The sequence below is a fragment of the Mycobacterium sp. NPDC051804 genome (assembly GCF_044452905.1).
GTDB lineage: Bacteria > Actinomycetota > Actinomycetes > Mycobacteriales > Mycobacteriaceae > Mycobacterium.
Genome location: NZ_JBITCD010000005.1, coordinates 42,929 through 61,729, shown reverse-complemented (window position 1 = coordinate 61,729; position 18,801 = coordinate 42,929). Strand labels below are relative to the sequence as shown.

General features: G+C 65.0%; 18 protein-coding genes and 1 pseudogene. 6 read left to right on the top strand and 13 right to left on the bottom strand.

Annotated features, from left to right (window positions below; all coding sequences use genetic code 11):
* Nucleotides 1-26 precede the first annotated feature (26 nt).
* Nucleotides 27-710 (top strand): class I SAM-dependent methyltransferase, encoded by a 684-nt coding sequence (locus ACIA48_RS19900; protein WP_396735267.1) that lies wholly within the window; start codon nucleotides 27-29, stop codon nucleotides 708-710.
* Here ACIA48_RS19900 and egtE read toward each other — a convergent pair.
* The 9 genes from egtE to ACIA48_RS19855 all read right to left on the bottom strand — a co-directional run bounded on the left by egtE (nucleotide 707) and on the right by ACIA48_RS19855 (nucleotide 9,330).
* Complete coding sequence (gene egtE / locus ACIA48_RS19895; RefSeq protein ID WP_396735265.1) at nucleotides 707-1,822, bottom strand: ergothioneine biosynthesis PLP-dependent enzyme EgtE; 1,116 nt, start codon at nucleotides 1,820-1,822, stop codon at nucleotides 707-709. The two genes, ACIA48_RS19900 and egtE, sit on opposite strands and share 4 nt — an antisense overlap.
* Nucleotides 1,819-2,784, bottom strand: a complete 966-nt coding sequence (gene egtD / locus ACIA48_RS19890; RefSeq protein WP_396735262.1) for an L-histidine N(alpha)-methyltransferase — start codon at nucleotides 2,782-2,784, stop codon at nucleotides 1,819-1,821. Before egtD ends, egtE begins: the two co-directional genes overlap by 4 nt.
* Nucleotides 2,784-3,473 (bottom strand): ergothioneine biosynthesis protein EgtC, encoded by a 690-nt coding sequence (gene egtC, locus ACIA48_RS19885; protein ID WP_396736768.1) that lies wholly within the window; start codon nucleotides 3,471-3,473, stop codon nucleotides 2,784-2,786. The genes egtD and egtC overlap by 1 nt, the downstream gene beginning before the upstream one ends.
* Nucleotides 3,473-4,765, bottom strand: a complete 1,293-nt coding sequence (gene egtB / locus ACIA48_RS19880) for an ergothioneine biosynthesis protein EgtB (protein ID WP_396735259.1) — start codon at nucleotides 4,763-4,765, stop codon at nucleotides 3,473-3,475. The genes egtC and egtB overlap by 1 nt, the downstream gene beginning before the upstream one ends.
* Nucleotides 4,762-6,048, bottom strand: coding sequence for an ergothioneine biosynthesis glutamate--cysteine ligase EgtA (gene egtA, locus ACIA48_RS19875; protein WP_396735256.1), 1,287 nt, complete (start codon nucleotides 6,046-6,048; stop codon nucleotides 4,762-4,764). Before egtA ends, egtB begins: the two co-directional genes overlap by 4 nt.
* Nucleotides 6,049-6,172: 124 nt before the next feature.
* Nucleotides 6,173-6,832: a sensor domain-containing protein gene (locus ACIA48_RS19870; protein WP_396735253.1), complete on the bottom strand. Its 660-nt coding sequence runs from the start codon at nucleotides 6,830-6,832 to the stop codon at nucleotides 6,173-6,175.
* Between the two features lie 3 nt (nucleotides 6,833-6,835).
* The gene (locus ACIA48_RS19865; RefSeq protein WP_396735250.1) at nucleotides 6,836-7,264 is read right to left on the bottom strand and encodes an organic hydroperoxide resistance protein; all 429 of its coding nucleotides are present in this window, start codon (nucleotides 7,262-7,264) and stop codon (nucleotides 6,836-6,838) included.
* 43 nt (nucleotides 7,265-7,307) lie between these two features.
* Nucleotides 7,308-8,759: a catalase gene (locus ACIA48_RS19860; protein ID WP_396735247.1), complete on the bottom strand. Its 1,452-nt coding sequence runs from the start codon at nucleotides 8,757-8,759 to the stop codon at nucleotides 7,308-7,310.
* Between the two features lie 154 nt (nucleotides 8,760-8,913).
* Nucleotides 8,914-9,330, bottom strand: coding sequence for a hypothetical protein (locus ACIA48_RS19855; RefSeq protein ID WP_396735244.1), 417 nt, complete (start codon nucleotides 9,328-9,330; stop codon nucleotides 8,914-8,916).
* Nucleotides 9,331-9,644: 314 nt separating this feature from the next.
* Between ACIA48_RS19855 and ACIA48_RS19850 the strand changes: the two genes are divergently transcribed.
* A complete protein-coding gene (locus ACIA48_RS19850; protein WP_396735241.1) occupies nucleotides 9,645-11,162 on the top strand; it encodes an FAD-dependent oxidoreductase in 1,518 nt (505 codons plus the stop codon).
* A gap of 7 nt (nucleotides 11,163-11,169) precedes the next feature.
* On the opposite strand, the gene ACIA48_RS19845 is transcribed toward ACIA48_RS19850, so the two are convergent.
* Together ACIA48_RS19845 and ACIA48_RS19840 are read right to left on the bottom strand one after the other, a co-directional pair.
* On the bottom strand, nucleotides 11,170-13,281 hold the full coding sequence (locus ACIA48_RS19845; protein ID WP_396735238.1) for a catalase: 2,112 nt from the start codon (nucleotides 13,279-13,281) through the stop codon (nucleotides 11,170-11,172).
* 72 nt (nucleotides 13,282-13,353) lie between these two features.
* Nucleotides 13,354-13,836, bottom strand: a complete 483-nt coding sequence (locus tag ACIA48_RS19840; protein ID WP_396735236.1) for an SRPBCC family protein — start codon at nucleotides 13,834-13,836, stop codon at nucleotides 13,354-13,356.
* 90 nt (nucleotides 13,837-13,926) lie between these two features.
* Here ACIA48_RS19840 and ACIA48_RS19835 point away from each other — a divergent pair, with 90 nt between their 5' ends.
* From ACIA48_RS19835 to ACIA48_RS19820, 4 genes and pseudogenes are all read left to right on the top strand, one after another.
* Nucleotides 13,927-14,094 carry a hypothetical protein gene (locus ACIA48_RS19835; RefSeq protein WP_396735233.1) on the top strand — a complete coding sequence of 56 codons (168 nt, stop codon included), beginning with the start codon at nucleotides 13,927-13,929 and terminating at the stop codon, nucleotides 14,092-14,094.
* 9 nt (nucleotides 14,095-14,103) lie between these two features.
* Nucleotides 14,104-15,200, top strand: a pseudogene (locus ACIA48_RS19830) (M42 family metallopeptidase).
* A 33-nt stretch (nucleotides 15,201-15,233) separates the two neighbouring features.
* On the top strand, nucleotides 15,234-15,935 hold the full coding sequence (locus ACIA48_RS19825) for a GAF and ANTAR domain-containing protein (protein ID WP_396735231.1): 702 nt from the start codon (nucleotides 15,234-15,236) through the stop codon (nucleotides 15,933-15,935).
* A 115-nt stretch (nucleotides 15,936-16,050) separates the two neighbouring features.
* Nucleotides 16,051-16,251, top strand: coding sequence for a three-helix bundle dimerization domain-containing protein (locus ACIA48_RS19820; RefSeq protein ID WP_396735229.1), 201 nt, complete (start codon nucleotides 16,051-16,053; stop codon nucleotides 16,249-16,251).
* A 32-nt stretch (nucleotides 16,252-16,283) separates the two neighbouring features.
* Here ACIA48_RS19820 and ACIA48_RS19815 read toward each other — a convergent pair whose 3' ends face one another.
* Nucleotides 16,284-16,985, bottom strand: coding sequence for a GAF and ANTAR domain-containing protein (locus tag ACIA48_RS19815; protein WP_396735226.1), 702 nt, complete (start codon nucleotides 16,983-16,985; stop codon nucleotides 16,284-16,286).
* Nucleotides 16,986-17,675: 690 nt separating this feature from the next.
* On the bottom strand, nucleotides 17,676-18,794 hold the full coding sequence (locus tag ACIA48_RS19810) for a DUF4185 domain-containing protein (RefSeq protein WP_396735223.1): 1,119 nt from the start codon (nucleotides 18,792-18,794) through the stop codon (nucleotides 17,676-17,678).
* Between the last annotated feature and the right edge of the window lie 7 nt (nucleotides 18,795-18,801).

Here is an 18,801-nt window from a genome sequence, read left to right as displayed (position 1 = left end):
AGCATCGCGCTGTTACTTTGGATGCCATGGCATCAGAAGAGGTAATGGAATGGGACGACGCCTACCAGGACAGCGGGCCGTTCCAGGGGCCGCCGCCGTGGAACATCGGCGAACCGCAGCCCGAGCTCGCCGAGTTGATCAAGGCCGGCAAGATCCGCAGCGAGGTACTCGACGCCGGCTGCGGAGTGGCCGAGTTGTCGCTCGCGCTGGCCGCGGAGGGGCAGACGGTCGTCGGGATCGACCTCACCCCGACAGCGGTCGCGGCCGCCACCAAGGCCGCCGAGGAGCGCGGTCTGAGCACGGCGTCGTTCGTCCAGGACGACATCACGTCGTTCACTGGCTACGACGGACGGTTCAACACCATCGTCGACAGCACGCTGTTTCATTCGCTGCCGGTCGAGGGCCGAGCTGGGTACCTCCAATCGGCACACCGGGCCGCAGCACAGGGAGCGGTGTTCTACATCCTGGTGTTCGCCAACGGCGCGTTCCCGCCTGGAGTGGAATTCGGACCGAACACCGTCAGCGAGGACGAGCTACGCGAGGCCGTCTCCCGGTACTGGACCGTCGACGAGATCCGCCCAGCGTTCATTCACGCGAACATGACGTCGGCCATGCCCGCAGAGGCGCCGTTCACCCTGCCCGAATTCGAGAAGGACGAGAAGGGCAGGGACAAGATGCCCGCGTTCCTGCTGACCGCGCACAAGGACTAACTCGCGGCGTCCAGCGCCTTCACGAACTGCTCGAGTTCATCGGCGGACACGTCGACATGCGGTGACGCCCGCAGCACGGCCGACGCCATTTCGAAAGGGGCCCGAAGCGTTTCGGCGTAGGTGGTGACGATTCCATGCTCGGCGATCAGCTGCGCCCGCACCTGCTGGGGGTCGGCGCCGTCGAGGGGCTCCAGCGTCGTGATCGCCGTCGGTTCGTCGACCGCCTCGACCACCCGCCAGCCCTTGACGTCTGCGAGCGCCTCGCGGGTCATCGCGCCCACCTCGGCCAACCGCGCACCGACCTGCTGCGGACCGGCCGATAGATACTCTCCCAGAGCCACCGAATAGCCAACTCGCGCAGCCACATTCGCTTCGCCATGTTCGATGCGCTGCAGCACGCTGAGCGACATCCCCCACTCCGGCGGGGGTAGCCGGGGCTGAAGTCGCTGCGCCAGGTCGGGGTGCACCCCCAAGAACCCGACGCCGCGTGGGCCCGCCACCCACTTGCGCGACGAGCTGTAGATCGCAGAAGGCGTTACCGCACAGTCGAGATGGCCCAGCGCCTGCGCTGCGTCGATCACCAACGGAAGGTCCAGGTCCCGGCAGACGTCCGCCAGCGCGGCCATCGGCTGAGCGGTGCCGCGGTGGCTGGCCAGTGCGGTCAGGTGCACCAGCGCGGGCCGGTCGGTCTTCAGCTTGCGCGCTGCGGCGTCGACGTCGAGCCGGCCGTCACCGTCCGCGGGCAGCGGGCAAACGTCAAAACCGTTGGCGGCCATGATCGCGAGGTTCGGTCCGTACTCACCGGGTAGGCACGCAAGAGTGCGGTCCCCCGTCCAGCTCGACAGCAGGATGTCGAGCGCGTTGTTGGCGCCGGTGGTGTAGGCGATGTCCGCGCCGTCCAGACCGGTCAGTGCGCCAAGGGCGGCGCGGCCCGCGTCGAGCACCGGGGCGGCGGCCGCGGCGGCGACGTATCCGCCGACCTCGGCCTCGTGGCGGGCATGCTGTGCCGCGGCGTCGATGACGGCGACGCTCTGGCGCGAGCACGCCGCACTGTCCAGATGCACGCCCGCAACGGGCGGCCTGGCCGTGCGAAACTTCTCCGCGAGACTCATCGGGTTGCCAGTGACAGCCCGAAGTCCCCGGCGGCGTCGGTCCACCAATGCGTGCGGCGCAGACCGGAAGCAGCCAGTTCGGCGGCGACGCCGTCGGGGCGGAACTTGCACGACACCTCGGTGAGCATCTCCTCGCCGTCGGCGAAATCGATTGCGAGGTCGAGCGCCTTCACCTGCACCCGCTGCGCATCGTTGGCGCGCAACCACATCTCGATGCGCTCCTCGTCGGTGTTCCATTTCGCCACATGTTCGAACGCGTCGAGATCGAAATCGGCGTCCAGTTCACGGTTCACCACGGCGAGCACGTTGCGATTGAACTGTGCGGTGACGCCTGCGCTGTCGTCGTACGCCCGCACCAGCCGATCGGCGTCCTTGACCAGGTCGGTGCCCAGCAGCAGGCTGTCGCCGGGCTGCAGCGTCTCCGCCAACGCGGCGAGGAAGCCGGCCCGCGGCCCGGGCGTCAGGTTTCCAATGGTGGAGCCCAGAAAGACGAACAGCCGACGGCCAACGTGCGGGATCTTGCCAAGGTGTTCCTCGAAGTCACCGCATACGGCGTCGATCTCGATGCCCGGATATTCCTTCTCGATGGCGGATCCGGCGGCGTTGAGCACTGAGGCATCGACGTCGAACGGGATGAACCGACGCAGCGATCCGTTGTCGCGCAGCGCGTCCAATAGCATGCGGGTCTTCTCCGACGTACCGCTGCCGAGCTCGACGAGCGTGTCCGCGCCTGACGCCGCCGCGATCTCCGCCGATCGCTCGCGCAGGATCTGCGCCTCGGTGCGGGTCGGATAGTACTCGGGCAGCCGGGTGATCTGGTCGAACAGATTGCTGCCGACCGAATCGTAGAACCACTTGGGCGGCAACGATTTCGGGATTTGTGTCAGCCCGTCGCGCACGTCACGGCGCAGAGCTTCGCCCGCCGAGTCGGCGGACAGGTAGTTCGAGAGTGCGAACGTCATCACGATCCTTTCAGGGGGATCAGCTCGATGCCCGAGTCGGCGACTGAGACCAGGTGACGGTCGGGAATCTCCTGCCAGTCGGGGTTGTCGTCATAGGGTTCGCTGGCCAGCACAATGCCATCGTCGCGTCGCAGCGCCGACAGGGTGTCACCCCACGTGGTGGCGATCAGCCGGGAACCGTTGCCCGCCAGTATGTTCAGCCGCGCATTGGGGTCTTTGGCAGCGACCTCCACGATGGTCTCGCCCAACGCGTCCAGCCCCCGCTCGAAGATCAGGGCAGCCAGTAGCGCGCTGTCGCATGTCGATTCGGCTTTCGCGGACAACGGCAGGACTGCCCGGTCGACGAGCCCGTTGTGCGACAGCAGCCAGTCACCGTCGGTGAACGGTGCGGACGCCGACGGCTCGATCGGCATTCCGACACTCGCCGATCGCACAGCCGCGACGATGCACCCGCTGCGCAGCGCCGGCGCCACCGATGCGAACGAAGCGTCGCCCCACAGCGGTGCCGCACTGCGCCAGCGTCGCGGTGTGTCCTCGTCGAAGAATCCGACACCCCACCCGTCGGCATTCATAAGACCGTGCTTCTGCCTACGCGGCGAATACGACTGCACCAGTAAGCCGTTCGCAGGTTCCACCACCAGTGACGCGACGTACACCGGTGCGCCGAGCCAGCCGACGTGTCGGCACATCAGCCGACATCCCATGCCAGGCGCACCCCGGAGAAGATCTGTCTGCGGATTGGATGGTCCCAGTTGCGGAAGCTCGGACGCACGATGCTCGGCGCGACCGCCCACGCGCCGCCACGCAGCACCTTGTAGTCGCCAGCCCCAGAACCCTCGAAGAAGGGGGCGGAGTACTGCTCGTAGAGCATCGGCGTGAAGCCGGGCCACGGCCGCAGCGGTGACGAGGTCCATTCCCATACGTCGCCGAGCATCTGTTCGACGCCGTACGCCGATGCCCCTGCCGGATAGGCGCCCACCGGTGCGGGCCGCAGTGCGTCGCCGCCGAGGTTGGCCAGATGTTTAGTCGGCGCTGACGATCCCCACGGATAGCGTCGGCGCGCGTTCGCGTCGGGATCCCACGCGCAGGCCTTCTCCCACTCCTGCTCGGTGGGCAGTCGCGCCCCTGCCCATGCCGCGTACGCCTCAGCTTCGAAGAACGTCACATGCTGGACGGGTTCGTCGGCCGGGACGTCCTCGACATGACCGAAGCGGGTGCGGGTGCCGTCCGGGTTCCAGAACTGCGGGGCCCGTAGTTCGGCCTCCTGTCGGTGCGCCCAGCCGCGTTCGGACCACCACCGCTGCTGGTCGTAGCCACCGTCGTCGATGAAGCCCCGCCACTCACCATTGGTGACGGGCACTCTCCCGATGCGGAAGGCGGGCAGGTCGACCACATGCGCACCACGCTCGTTGTCCAGTGAGTGCGGTTCGGTGACCGCGTCGACACCGAGGACGAACTCGCCGGCTGGCACGAGCACCGACGTTCCCGCGACTCCGGCGCGCCCCGACGGCAATGGCGTTCCGCGGTCCAGCAGGGCAGCCCCGGTACGCAGGTTCAGCGCCTGCAGCATCGTCTCGTCGTGCTGGTTCTCGTGGCTGATCACCAGGCCGAAGCTGAACTCGGCCGGAGAATCCTCGGGCAGTGCGTCGAGGCTGTCCAGCGCCTTGTTGCGCACGGTCGAGCAGTAGGACCTGGCCTCGGCGGGCGACAACAGCGGGAGGTCGACACGACTGGCGCGAGAGTTGAGGAACGCGTCATAGCATCGCTCCACCTGCGGATCGAGCAGTCCGGGGCGGTCGGTGTTGTTTCCGCGCAGCAGCCACAGCTCTTCTTGCCAACCGATGTGGGCGAGGTCCCACACCAGCGGGCTCATCAGCGGGTTGTACTGCCGGTGAAGTTCGGCGTCGTCGAAGTCGACCAGCCGAAGTGTCCGGTCGCGAGCCGTGGCGAGTTCGCGGGCGAGTTCCTCCCGTACCGTCACGACTCCCCTTGCGCCAGTTGGGTGACCGCCGGTGCGATCCCGTGCTCGACGACCCGGTCGGAGAAATCGTCGGCCGGGGACCGTCCCTGTTCCACCGAACGCACCAGCCGCTGCATCGATTCCTCGAGTTCGACCGGTGCACGTTCGGCGGCCGTCTGCACGCATTTCAGCGCAGCCTCGGCCAGCCTGCGGTCACCCAGGCCGATCTGCGCGGCGCGGTCCCACGCCGTCGCGACAGACTCGGTGGCCTCCGCGGCGATGTCGGCGGCCGCCGGGTCGTCGAGCAACGTCACGAGCGTGAACGCCACGGCGGGCCACACGTCGTCGGGAACGCTGTCGAGGTAGCGGATCTCCAGCCACCGTCGCGGCCGCACCGGCGGAAACAAGGTGGTCAGGTGGTAATCCAAGTCGGCATGAGTGGGTCTGCGGTCGCCGAGCAACACCCTGCCGTCGGCCCAGTCCGCGAACGGCACCCAGGTTGTCAGCGGAATCACCTCAGCGGTGTTCACCAGCATCACCGGCGCCTTCAGCGCGTACCGGGCCCAATCACTGGCCGGGTCGTCACCGCTGGCGCCGAGGACGGGCCCGCACCGCGCCGAGTCCAATTGGCTCCAGACGTGTTGGCGTGCCGATCGCCAGCCCGCGAACTTGCCGCCCAGCAATGGTGAATTGGCGGCGATCGCGACCATGGTCGGCCCGAGTGCATGCGCGAGCCGCACGCGGTCGGCCCAGCCTTCGTGTGGCCCCGCATCGAGGTTCACCTGAATGGACGCCGTCGACGTCATCATGGCCGCACCGGCCGCACCGGTGTCGCTGGCCTTGAAGAATGTCTCCATCGCCTGGTAGCGGGCGCCGGGATTGACACGCTTGGCCGGGCGCAGCGGATCGGCGCCGAGCAGCACCAACCCCAGACCCGCCTGCGCGAACGTCGCCCGCAGCGCGGCGCGGTCGGCTTGCATCGCGGTGATGGCGGGCAGCGGCCCGTCCATCGGCGGTCCCGACAACTCGACGGCACCACCGGGTTCGACCGTCACCGCGCTACCGCCGGGCAGCACGGGGATACCGCTGATGATTTCGGTGAGTTCATCCCAGCGCGGCCGGCGCATCGGGTCGGTCAGGTCGAAGCAGTGCGCCTCGACCTCCAAACCGACCTGGCCGACGGGGCCGTCGTCCAGGCAATGGTCGCCGATATAGCGGTGCGCATCGTTTGCGCTGGTCAGCTCTTCATTCTGGGGTTCGATCGGATGCGCGTCGTCCACGCCAGACGTCAAGGCGAAGGTCATATCTTCCGGCCCCTTCCGGGTAGGGAACGATCGCGTCCTTCACTACATCTTCCAGACCCCACCGACAAAGTCCCGCTATTTTTCGTGTGACTTCGATGCTGGGTGTACCCGGATTGTCGCCCGGTTACTGTCCCAACGTGTTCTGCATGGCACCGGCCAGCACATTCACTGCCGGCCCACCGTTACCGGACTGACAGACTTTCGCCTGTAGCAGAACGTTCTCGCGCTTGCGGGTCGTGTTGAAGCAGCGGCGGTCGGTGCCCGCCTCCTGCTTGACCCAGTCCGCGTCGGTGGCGGTGGCCGGCCCGCCGGTATAGGTCCACACCTGGGTGGACATGTTGTCCAGATGCATTGCGGTGGTCTGGCCGTTACATCCCAGGGTGCGGTCGACGAGACGGCGGAATGCCCGGTCGGCGGCGTCATTGGTGGCGAAGACGCCGATCGCCTGTTTGACGAAATGCGTCTGGTCGTCGGGGCCGGTCTGCGCCACCGCACCGTTGAACGACGCCAGGTCCGGATCGGCGTAGACGTCGGGTAGGCCGACGTCAGCCCAGTTGTTGCACGCGGCGTTGTCGACGTAGAACGACTGGAACGGCGCGGTGAACGTCCACTCGAACCGCATCGGTGCGCCGATGATGTTGCCCACCGAACCCTTGGGCATCACCGCGTAATTCACGACGCCCGGATCGGACGGTCGTGCCGAAGCATCCCCGGGCGGCGCCGTCAACGACAGGCCGGCTGCGACACCGACACCGGCGAGGACGGCGAGCCGCCGGGGCATCATGAACTAGACCTTCGCCGACAGCTTGACGTCGATGTTGCCGCGAGTGGCCTTGGAGTACGGGCAGAACTGGTGCGCCTTCTCCATCAGCTCCTCCGCGGCGGCCTGCTCGAAGCCGGGCAGGTAGCCGATCAGGTGGGCGTTGATTGCGAACCCGCCGTCGGGGTCCTTACCGAAACCGACCTGCGCGGTGATCGCGCTGGCGTCGTCGACCTGAATCTTCTCCTTGCCGGCGACCGCACGAAGCGCACCGAGGAAGCAGGCGGCATACCCGGCCGAGAACAGCTCCTCGGGGTTGGTGCCCTCGCCGCTGCCACCCATCTCCTTGGGATGGTTGGTGTTCAGGTCGATGCGGCCGGTCGAGGACTTCACATGGCCCTCGCGGCCGCCTCCGGTTGCGGTGGATTCTGACGTGAAAAGAACTTCGATGCTCATGGTTCTGATCATGCCAGCCCGGGTTCAGAGAGCAACAGCTGCGCTAGCCGTCCTGTTTGGCGCGCACACCTTCCTCGATCTTCTTGCCTAGGTCGGGGTCGACGTTCGTCCAGTACTGGAACACCCGCGACAGCACCGGCTCGCGCACACCGTCGAGAACATGCCCGATGATGTTGTGCGCCAATCGATCCCGCTGCGCGTCGTCGAGGACCTCGCGGACCATCGTGCCCGCCTGCCCCCAGTCGTCGTCCTCGGCGCGCAGCGCGTACGCCGTGCGCACCATGTCCCCGTCGGACGCCCAGTGCACCTCGGCCGCGCGCTTCGGGTCGACCTCGGGACCGCCCATCGAGTTCGGTGTGTACACCGGATCGGTCGCGTTGCGGATGCGCATCGCACCGTCCTTGGAATACGCGCGCACCTCGGTGTGGGGCTCGTTGACCGGGATCTGCTTGTAGTTCACGCCGAGTCGCGCGCGGTGCGCATCGGAGTAGGAGAACCCGCGGGCGAGCAGCATCTTGTCCGGGCTCAGGCCGGTGCCCGGCACGACGTTGTTCGGCTCGAAGGCGGCCTGCTCGATCTGCGCGTGGTAGTCCTCGACATTACGGTTCAGGGTCATCTTCCCGACTTCGTGCAGTGGGTAGTCGCCGTGCGGCCACACCTTCGTGAGGTCGAACGGGTTGAACCGGTACGTCTTGGCCTCCTCGAACGGCATGACCTGAACGAACAAAGTCCAACTCGGGAAGTTGCCGTCCTCAATGGAATTGAACAGGTCGCGCTGGTGGTAGTCGCCGTCCTCGCCGGCCATCTTGTCGGCATCCTCCTGGGTGAGGAAGTCGATACCCTGGTCGGTCTTGAAGTGGTATTTCACCCAGAACAGCTCGTCGTTGGCGTTCACCCAGCTGTAGGTGTGACTCGAGTAGCCGTTCATGTTCCGCCACGTCTTGGGAATGCCGCGGTCGCCCATCAACCAGGTGACCTGGTGCGCGGACTCCGGTGAGAGTGTCCAGAAGTCCCACTGCATGTGGTGGTCACGGAGGTTGTTGGCGGCCATCCGCTTCTGGGAGCGAATGAAGTTCTGGAACTTCATCGGGTCGCGGACGAAGAACACCGGGGTGTTGTTACCGACCATGTCGAAGTTGCCGTCGGACGTGTAGAACTTCAGCGCGAAACCGCGCGGGTCACGCCAGGTGTCCGGGCTGCCCCGCTCACCGGCGACGGTGGAGAACCTGGCCACTATCTCGGTCTTGGTGCCGGGTTGCAGGAACGCCGCCTTGGTCCACTGGCTGACGTCTTGGGTGACCTCGAACTGGCCGAACGCACCGCCGCCCTTGGCGTGCGGTTGACGCTCCGGGATGCGCTCCCGGTTGAAGTTCGCCATCTGCTCGATCAGGTAGTGGTCCTGCAGCAGGATCGGACCGTCTGGGCCGACGGTCAGTGAGTGTTCGACGCTTGGGGCTGGGGCGCCGGAGTCCGTGGTCGTGTACTTGTCGGTCATCAGATGTCATCTCCTAGTCGAGGCTGTGGGCTGTGCCTCACTGCGGAGAGAGTGACCCAGAATGGATCGACTCAAAACATGCTGAGCATTCTCAGCGACCCACGTTTTGCAGGCCGGCTCTCGCACTTTCCCTGCAAAACGTGGGTCGCTGGGACTAGGGGCGCGACGGCGTGGTCGTTGAGCCTGGCTGGCTGGGCTCGCCGGGCTGGGGCGACTCGAAACGTGGCCCACCGGGACCGAATCCTGGACCGGGACCGAATGCTGGGCCGGGGCCGAATTCCCCGCGGGGTCCCATCGGGAACATCGGGGGCGGTCCGCGGTGGAAGACCGCGGCGCCCTGGTCACCTCGGGGACCGCCATGGCCGCGGTGGCCTCCGCTGTGCGCTCCCAGAATGAAGCCAGAGAAGAAGATCACCGCGACGATGAACACCACCCCCGCGACGATGCCGACCCAGGCGGCGGCGAGGGTCGCCCTGGGGCGGCGCGGCTCCTCGCGCACAACGGGCGGTGCGGGTGACGGGCTGGCGACGGGGTCGGTTGCGGGTTCAGAGGACGTCGGTGTTTCGCTCATGGCAACGATCTTGCAGGCCGTAATGATGTGCCCGTTTTGTATCGCCTATGAATCAGCTGTGCATCGAGATGGCAGGGACGAAATGCGAGAAAACACCCGATTCCTCCCGCAGCGGTGACACACTGGGTTTGCTCGACGTGATAGACCACGATCATCAGTGGCTCAGTCCGTCACACCGGTCCTTGGGGGAGAGGGCCCCGACCCTGGGGGGCGGTTGGGTGGCGGACTGAGCCACTGCTTTATTTGCGCCAGGACATCAATCGGGCGAGAGCCCCCGACGTTTGGTGGACCCTGCGCCGGGTAGATCTGGCCTCATGACCTCGCTATGGCTTGCCGAACAGCCCGAAACCGCCGGCGCGCTGCGCGATGTCGAGAGCATCGCGGACTCGTCGGACGTAGTGGTCGTCGGCGCCGGAATCACCGGCTTGACGACAGCTGTGCTGCTGGCCAGGGCAGGTAAACGGGTCATCGTCGTCGAAGCGCAATACGTGGGGGCTGGGGCGACGGGGAACACCACCGGAAAGGTCAGCCTGCTGCAGGGCAGCAAGCTGTCCAGAATCGCCTCGAAGCATGGCCGGGAAGTGCTGCGTGACTACGTCACCGGAAACACCGAGGGACGCGACTGGTTGCTGCGGTACTGCGAAGAACATGGACTCGATGTCCAACGTGAGGATGACTATGCCTTCGCCCAGAAAGCCGACGGTGTAAAGGACGCCAAATCCGTTTTCGCAGCGACCCGGGAAGCCGAACTCGATGGCGCCGAATGGGTCGATCAGGCTGACGTGCCCTTCCCTTTCGTCGGCGGCGTTCGCCTGCGGGATCAGGCGCAGATCGATCCCATGCCGTTCCTGAAAACCCTGGTGTCCGAACTCAAAGCCCACGGCGGCCACCTACTGGAGGGCGCCCGAGTCTCGTCGATATCCGGCACCGGCCCACTGACAATCACGCTGCGGTTACCGGCATCCGCCGAACATTCGCAACAACAACAGGTATCGATCAAGGCGCAGCACTGTGTGCTGGCAACCGGCATCCCGATCCTCGACCGCGGCGGATTCTTCGCGCGGGTGAAGCCGCAACGGTCCTATTGTCTGGCGTTCGATGTGCCTGGTGACATCACCCGGCCCATGTTCATTTCTGTGGACTCCCCCACCCGGTCGGTGCGCTACGCGCCCGTCGGCGGGGGCGAGAAGCTCATCGTCGGCGGCGCCGGGCACACGGTCGGCCGCTCCGATTCCGCCACCGCCGGTATCGAAGAACTCACGAAATGGGCGGCGCTGCACTATCCCGGTGCCGTCCGTACACACTTCTGGTCGGCTCAGGACTACCACCCGATCGACGAACTCCCCTACGTCGGTCCGCTGTTGCCCAAGTTCGACAAGGTTTTCGTCGCTACAGGTTTCGACAAATGGGGTATGTCCAACGGCGTCGCGGCGGCGTTGGCGCTGTCGTCCCAGATACTTGGCGGCCGCATGGACTGGCGTCGCGCGTTCGCGAGTTGGAGTCCGCACGAAGCGGCCGGGATCGCTACCGCCCTGATGTCGAACCTCGAAGTGGGTTTCAACCTCGCCAAGGGATGGGTGACGCCGATCGTCGCTTCGGGAGCCACGCCGAGCGAGGGCGAGGGCGTGGTGACCGGTCCGCCCTGGCATCTGCGTGCCCAGAGTGTGGTGGACGGCGAGTCGCACGTCGTCTCCCCGGTGTGTCCGCACCTCGGCGGCATCGTGAGTTGGAACGACGCGGACTGCACCTGGGAGTGCCCGCTGCACGGTTCCCGGTTCGCCCCAGACGGGACCCTGCTGGAGGGTCCCGCCACGAAGTCGCTCACTCCGTAAGCTGCGGTTAGCGCGCCGGCGCTACCTCAGACGCCATCACATCGATCGCGCGATCCCAAACACGGTGCAGTCCAACGGCGTTGGCGAGCGCGGTGGTGAACGACTTGTCGACACCATCGGCAATCAAAACACCAGCAGCATCGAGGTCGATTCCCGCGGCGGTCAAAGCCGCTGCGCCGTCGCCCCACGCCGCTATGGGCTTGCAATGACGAAAAGCCTCTTGCAGCAATACGATCAATTTGATGTCGCGAGTCGGCGTGGTCCCGTCCGCAACAACCAACGCGTCATATTCGATGGACCGCGCGGTCAGCAGCGTCCGCTCGACGATGACGCTGCGGCGCCCGGACTTCAGCACCCCACCGATCGGCGCCGTCACCAACGGAGTCGCCCCGAGGCCCAGGATCGACTGCACGAGTTTGTTGACGCCGGCCAGGTCGGAATCTGCACCGGCGATGATGCCGATCTTGCGGCCGTCGATCGGACCCGGGGTGTCGATAACCTGTGACAGCGCAGCCGATTCCGCGACATCCGCCGGCGGCTTGCCCTTCGGCGCAGGCAGGCCGAGGCCGATCGCAACCTGCTTGCACAGGTCGGCGTCGACGTTGGCCAACACCTCGAGTTGTCGTTCCTTGATCGCCTGCTCGTAGCACTTCCCGAGTTCGAAGGTGAAAGCCTCGATGATGTGGACCTGTTCCACGTAGGACAGGCTGCGGTAGAACATCGCGGCCTGCGTGAAGTGATCGTCGAACGACGCCGGCTGGGCCCGTACCGTCGGACCCGCGACCTGCCGCGGGGTCTGGACGTAACCGCCCTCATCGGCATCGGCGACCAATGGCTCTCCGTCGTCGATACTGTTCGGTCGGTACGGGGCCTGGCCGGTGTGAATCGCCGTCTGGTGCATGCCGTCACGCAGCATGTCGTTCACCGGACAGTGCGGTCGGTTGATCGGCAACTGCGTGAAGTTCGGACCGCCGAGACGGGTCAGTTGCGTATCCAGATAGGAGAACAGCCGTGACTGCATGAGCGGATCGTTGGTTGGTTCGATACCGGGAACCAGGTTGCCGGTGTGGAACGCGACCTGTTCGGTCTCAGCGAAGTAGTTCGTCGGATTGCGGTTCAGGGTCAACTTTCCGATGAGCTGCACCGGCACCAATTCCTCGGGCACGATCTTGGTCGGGTCGAGCAGGTCGATGCCCTCGAAGGTGTCCGTGCCGTCGTCGGGCATGACCTGGACGCCGAGTTCGTATTCGAGGTAGGCGCCGGCTTCGATGCCGTCGGCCATGTCACGCCTGTGGAAGTCGGGATCACACCCTGCGGCGATCTGCGCTTCTTCCCACACCAGCGAGTGAACCCCGGCGATCGGCTTCCAGTGGAACTTGACAAGGCTGGTCTCGCCCTTGCGGTTGGCCAACCGGAACGTATGCACGCCAAAGCCTTCCATGGTCCGGTAGGACCTGGGGATGCCGCGATCGCTCATGTTCCAGAACACATGGTGGGTCGCCTCGGTGTGCAGTGAGACGAAGTCCCAGAACGTGTCGTGTGCCGACTGCGCCTGTGGAATCTCCCTGTCGGGATGGGGCTTCCCGGCGTGAATGATGTCGGGAAACTTGATGCCGTCCTGGATGAAGAACACCGGGATGTTGTTGCCGACAAGGTCGAAATTGCCTTCATCGGTGTAGAACTTGACTGCGAAGCCTCGGGTGTCGCGGACCGTGTCGGCGGAGCCGCGTGAGCCAAGGACTGTCGAAAACCGGCAGAACACTTCGGTTTTCTTGCCTTTTCGGCCAAGGAAGTTCGCTTTCGTGAGCTTCGCAGCGTTGCCATACGCCTCAAACACGCCGTGCGCCGCCGCGCCCCGCGCGTGCACCACCCGCTCAGGAATTCGCTCATGGTCGAAGTGCGTGATCTTCTCGCGAAGGTGAAAGTCCTCCAAAAGTGACGGGCCCCGGTCGCCAGCCTTGAGCGAGTGGTCGGTGTCGGGCAGTCGCAGACCCTGCGCTGTAGTCAGGTACTTCCCGGACTGGGCGCGAGCATCGAAGTCCGCCGCTTCTCCGTTGGTGTTGCCGGTCGGGCTGGTCGGTTTCGGTGCGGTCTGATCGCGGTTGCGGCGAGGGGGCATGAGGTACTCCTGGCGGTTTCGTCTTCACATCGGGCTGCTGCGCACGCTTACCCGGATCCCGCCGCGCTACGCCTAATCGACGTCCTCGGGTTGTCTGCGTTCGGCCAGGGCCGCAAGCCGCCACGTGCATTCCCGGTTACGGGGGATGGCCGCAGCCAGCGCCAGCCGGTCGGGCACCCAACCCATCGGCGCGCCGACGGGCACTTCGGCCATCTCGATACGGCAGCCACCACTTTCGATGTCGAAGAGCCGCAACGTGATTCTGGCCTTGCCTATCGGTCTGACCTTGGCCAGCAGCACTAGTTGTTCGTACGGCCGGCACTCCTCGACCACCGTCTCGTCGTCGCGCACGAGCGGCCAGATACCGATGGAGTGCTGGATGGTGCTGCCCGCCTTGGGCCAGTCCGGATCGACGGCCCGCATCCTGCTGTTGCCCACCACCCATTGGGAGTACGTCCAGCCGTCGGCGATGACGGCCCACACGTCCTCCACGCTGGCGGTGGTGTCGCGCCTTACCGTCAACCTGCTGTCGATTCCGTCGGGGTGTTTGGCCACGCAACGGTGCTACCCGGCTGTCCTGCGGCCAAACGGTGTTTAGCCGTCGAATTCGGGTACCCGTCTGCTCGCTTGGAAAGGAGTACGCCGATGACGAAGGACCACGGGTCGAGCGTCAAGAACGACAAGCAGTACGAAGGCCTGCGTAAGAAGGGCATGAGCAAGTCACGCGCCGCGGCGATCTCGAACACACCGGGAGCGTCGAAGAAGGGCGGCAAGAACTCGGGCGGCAAGGGCGGCAAGAAGAAGTCCAGCTAGGGGCGGGTCGTGGCCGAACACACCGTTGTGCTTGATCGCGACCTGCTGCAGGAATTGCTGTGGGCATACGGGCCGTCCGGCCAGGAGGACGCCGTGCGCGACGTCTGCCTCCGCGAGTTGGCTCCCAGCGTCGACGAATCGTGGATCGACGACGCCGGCAATGTGGTCGGCCTCATTCGCGGAAGCGATGGTGCCGCTGGACTACGGGTCATGGCTCACATGGACGAGCTGTCGATGCTCGTCAAACGTATCGAGTCAGACGGCACCTTACACATGACCCCGCTGGGCACGATGTACCCGGCGAACTTCGGCCTCGGTCCCGTCGCGATCCTCGGAGACCACGAAACCCTCTGTGGTGTACTGGTATTGGGCTCAGAACACACCACGAAGGAAAGCCAGCGAATCTGGGAGACCAAACCTGACCAGGGCGATAAAGCGCTGGACTGGTCCCATGTGTACGTCTTCACCGGCCGAACCTCGGAGGAGCTGTCAGCTGCAGGCGTCAAGCCCGGTACTCGCGTGTGCATCGAGAGCAGCAGGCGAACGCGGTGGATGCCGGCGACTATCTCGGCTCGTATTTCATGGACGACCGCGCCCCGGCGACCGCGCTGTTGCAGACCGCACGGGTGCTTCGGACCAGCGGCCGCCGGCCAGCCGGCGACACCTATCTCGTTCTCACGTCCAGCGAGGAGATCGGTGGCGTGGGCGGATCCTACGCAAGCAACTCGCTGCCCAGCACGATCACTCTGGCACTCGAAGTCGGCCCGACCGAGGCGGAATATGGCACGACCGTCAGCGGTGGGCCGATCATCGGATACAGCGACGCCGAGTGCGTTTACGACAAGGGCATCGCCGACGAGCTGGTTAATATCGCTGCCGGGCTTGGACTCTCGCCGCAGCCGGCAGTGCTCGGGGCCTTCGAGTCCGACGCTTCGCATGCGAAAGCAACCGGGATCTCACCGCAGGCCGCGTTGCTGTGTTTGCCCACGTTGAGCACCCACGGGTACGAAGTCATCGCGCGGAACGCCATCCCGGCGATGATTGACGTCCTCGTCGAGTTCGTCACGCACCCGAGGGGTAACGCGAGTTGGGATCAGGTTCGCTGAATGGCTAGCCGCAGGCGCGGGTACACCTGACTTATGCACCGAGAAACCAGCCACGTCTTGGCGCAGACGCTGGGAGATCTCGCCGTCGAGATGCAAGCCCAGACGGGCAGCAAAGACACCCTGAAGATCATCGTCAACGCAGCGGCGGCGATAGTCCCTGGCGCCCGATCGGCGGGCATCTCACACATCGAGGGCAAGCGCGTGGTCGCCAAAGTGCCGACCGATCCCGTCGTCGGCAAGCTCGACGATCTGCAGTCGGAGTTGGGCGACGGGCCCTGCATCACCGTCCTGCGAGACCACTACACGGTCCGCGTCGACGACATGGAGGCCGAGACTCGTTGGCCCGAATTCTGTCGTCAAGCAACAGCATTGGGCGTTCGAAGTCTACTGTCGTTCCAGTTGTTCGTGGAGCACGACAACTTCGGCGCGCTCAACCTCTACGGCACTGAGCGCGGCGCTTTCAGTGACGACTCGATTGATACCGGTCTCATCCTGGCGCAACACGCCGCCGTTGCGATGGCCGGCACGGCGGCCGAAACCCAATTCCGGACTGGTCTGGCCAGCCGCGACGTCATCGGCCAGGCCAAGGGCTTACTCATGGGCCGCGACAACCTCACCGGAGTCCAGGCGTTCGCCATGCTCACCCGCGCCTCCCAGGAAACCAACATGAAGCTCGCGGACGTGGCGCGGTGGCTGGTCGACGAGCATGAGCAGGGCCTGCCCAAGCCTGACTAGGGCGCACCGTGATCTTTGAGCTTGACCACACTGCCGTGTGATCGGGCCAGCTCAGACGGGCTTCAGGGTTAACGCTCGGTTGACCGTATGTTCATACATAAGTCACCCTATGGGGGTGATCGAATTGAGCGAACAGCAGATCATCGACCAACTGGCCCAGCGCTTGGTCCACGCCCACGCGCAAGTCGAGCCCGAGCGCGTCACCAAGGTCGTGCACGAGCAGTACGCCAGGTTCGACGGGCGCCCGATCCGGGACTTCGTTCCGCTGTTCGTTGAGCGCAGCGCGACGCGCGAACTCACGAAGCTCGGCGTCTGAGCCTGGCCCGTTTACCTCTCCGGAGGGCGGGCTCAGTGGGAGCGGTGATCGGGGCCGTGCGTCACGATCTCTGCTGCGAGGTCCGCCACGCGCGTGTTGGAGTTCTGAGACAGTCGCACCAGGAGCTCAAAAGCCTGGATGGCATCTATCCCGAAACGTTCCATGATCATGCCTTTGGCCTGTCCGATGATGTCTCGACTGGCCAGTGCGGACTGGAATTGGAGCTCTTTGTTGTGGGCTATCAATGCGGTGGCTGCGTGGGTGGCAATCATTCCGGCGAAAGCCTCAGCTTCCATAGTGAACGCGTTGCGATCGGAACCTAAGAGGTTCAAGGAGGCACGCCGCGTCCCATAGGTGTACAGCTGAAATGAGAGGACGCTATGAACTCCCGCCGCGACGGCGGACTCGCCGAATCGGGGCCACCGGGGATCACTGCTGAGGTCATCGCAACGCACCAAAGGTTCTCCGATAGCGGCATCTAGACAGGGACCCTCCTGAAATTTCACCTGAAAGGCGTCGAGCCGTGCCGGCAGAGCAGAAGTCGCGGCAATCGACTCGTACCTCTCGGGTGGAGCGAAGATCAGAATGTCTGCGCTGTCCACACCATGAATATGGCGCACCGCCGCACCGGTGACGCCGCTGAGCGTGGCATCCAAATCTTTTGGGTGAGCAAATCTTTCAGCGAGATCCATCATCGTCTTCTGAAGCAGATCTGCAAATCGAGTATCGACCACGGTCCGCACCTATCACTCTTGAGTAGCGAGGCGGGCGGGGGCGGCCCCTGTTTGGGACCTCGATACGAGTTCGCGACGCACGGCCATTTGCCGTCCCGCAGGTGACATTACTCGCGTGGAACCAAGTTCGCGGGATCGTGAAGAGTTCAACGAACTCATTTCGCGCCCGGTCATTCGAAGAATGATCGCCCCTGACTGCCGGCTTGCTCTTCATCGTCTATCGCCCGCAGGTGGTCCCGGCTCGCCGCTTCCCGATGCGCATCAGCCAGGTCCTGATGCTGCGCCGAATCCCCCACTCCTCGATGGCCGCCTTCTGGTGCATGTTCGCGGCATGCTCGTGCGCTTTGGCTGTCTTTTCGTGTTGCTCAGCCGCCGCGTCATGCGCCTTTGCGCCCAAACAGAGGCTTCATCTGCGCGGCGACGAGCAGTCTCCACTGATTCCGGAGAGGGTGTTTGATGAGCCGCAAGCTCGCTGCGCCGTCGCCGCAATTCCGCTATACGACGCCCGATTGCTTGGCCCCGCTGACTCCACTGCACGGTTGACCCCTCGCTCCGAGCTCAAAACGCAACACTGCCGCGCCAATCCTTCATTTATTGGATTGCAACCCGCGACAGCAGATCTCTAACGCAGGATGCCCAACGAAGAACAGCGCAGCCAGTGCGCAGAAGCCGGCCAAAAACGCCTGCTGATCAGGGCTTGAAGGGGTTCACCGCGAACTGGATGACGCGATACGGCGTTCCGCCGCGGGCCATGGTGTTCCACTGGCTGATGAAGACCCGCAGTTCGTCCAGCGTGGACCCCGGCGAGATGTAGCCGCCGTACGGCTGCGCCAGCCGATTGTTCTCCGGCGGCCCGAGGTGTTCCACGGGATCCGGCCACTCCGTGGCGACGACGACCGTCGTCACCGGCGCCGTCCCTAAACCCGTCGGGTCGTGCGCGACCCGCACTTCCATGTTGCCGGTAGTCGCGTTGAAATACGACAGCACCGTCTTGCCGTCGATCTGCCGGACGCTCATCTCCCCAATCATGTCCGGCCACAACGGAGTCGGCGTATTCCCCCACCCCAACTCCTGCGACCAACCCTGCCAGCTGGAGCGATCGGTGAAGGTCTCGGGCAGGGCGCGATACAACACCAGCGGCCCGGTGCGATCGAAGTTGTTGGCCACGATGTACACCCAGCCGCTCTCGGAGTCCGGCCGCGGGATCGGGTCGTAATAGCCGCTGATCTGCGACTGTCGCGAGTCCGCAAAGGTGGCGTCACGTACCGAATCCGGCACCGTCGGCCAGTTGCCTTGTGCGGCCTCGGCTTTCACCAGACGCGACGTCAAGGGGTCGAGGTTGCGGACCGTGGTTACCATCATGTAGTTCTCGCGATTGACCTGCACCACCCCGGCAGGCAGTTGCGAGGTTCCCGGCTCGGTGGGATCGGCCAACAGCGGCTTGTCGATGCCGGTCACCCCGTCGTAGCGCACGCCGTCGGGGTCATCGATCGAATCGGAATCGACATGCAGCGCGATCGGTGAGTACCACCCGCCGAAGCCGACGGCCTGGCCCGCGAAGCTGTCGCCGCAGACCTGCAGGATGCCACTGGGAAACTCCATGAACTCGCAGAGGTCAGTAGCGCCAACACCGTAATCCCTTGTCGGCGTGCCTGTCCCGGCTGTCGGCCCGATACGGAGTACCTGGCCGGGAGCGAGCGGATGCAAGATCGGATCGGGGATGGGTGACGGCGGATCAGCGTGGGCCGGAGGCGCCAACAGCATGATGGCCAGCGCCGAGATCAACGAAAAGGCGCAATTCACTCGCATTTTCTCG

Coding starts and splice junctions, on each gene's coding strand:
- ACIA48_RS19900 (WP_396735267.1), top strand. CDS start 27: ATGGCATCAGAAGAGGTAATGGAATGGGACGACGCCTACCAGGACAGC.
- egtE (WP_396735265.1), bottom strand. CDS start 1,822: ATGAGTCTCGCGGAGAAGTTTCGCACGGCCAGGCCGCCCGTTGCGGGC.
- egtD (WP_396735262.1), bottom strand. CDS start 2,784: ATGACGTTCGCACTCTCGAACTACCTGTCCGCCGACTCGGCGGGCGAA.
- egtC (WP_396736768.1), bottom strand. CDS start 3,473: ATGTGCCGACACGTCGGCTGGCTCGGCGCACCGGTGTACGTCGCGTCA.
- egtA (WP_396735256.1), bottom strand. CDS start 6,048: ATGACCTTCGCCTTGACGTCTGGCGTGGACGACGCGCATCCGATCGAA.
- ACIA48_RS19870 (WP_396735253.1), bottom strand. CDS start 6,832: ATGATGCCCCGGCGGCTCGCCGTCCTCGCCGGTGTCGGTGTCGCAGCC.
- ACIA48_RS19865 (WP_396735250.1), bottom strand. CDS start 7,264: ATGAGCATCGAAGTTCTTTTCACGTCAGAATCCACCGCAACCGGAGGC.
- ACIA48_RS19860 (WP_396735247.1), bottom strand. CDS start 8,759: ATGACCGACAAGTACACGACCACGGACTCCGGCGCCCCAGCCCCAAGC.
- ACIA48_RS19855 (WP_396735244.1), bottom strand. CDS start 9,330: ATGAGCGAAACACCGACGTCCTCTGAACCCGCAACCGACCCCGTCGCC.
- ACIA48_RS19850 (WP_396735241.1), top strand. CDS start 9,645: ATGACCTCGCTATGGCTTGCCGAACAGCCCGAAACCGCCGGCGCGCTG.
- ACIA48_RS19845 (WP_396735238.1), bottom strand. CDS start 13,281: ATGCCCCCTCGCCGCAACCGCGATCAGACCGCACCGAAACCGACCAGC.
- ACIA48_RS19835 (WP_396735233.1), top strand. CDS start 13,927: ATGACGAAGGACCACGGGTCGAGCGTCAAGAACGACAAGCAGTACGAA.
- ACIA48_RS19825 (WP_396735231.1), top strand. CDS start 15,234: ATGCACCGAGAAACCAGCCACGTCTTGGCGCAGACGCTGGGAGATCTC.
- ACIA48_RS19810 (WP_396735223.1), bottom strand. CDS start 18,794: ATGCGAGTGAATTGCGCCTTTTCGTTGATCTCGGCGCTGGCCATCATG.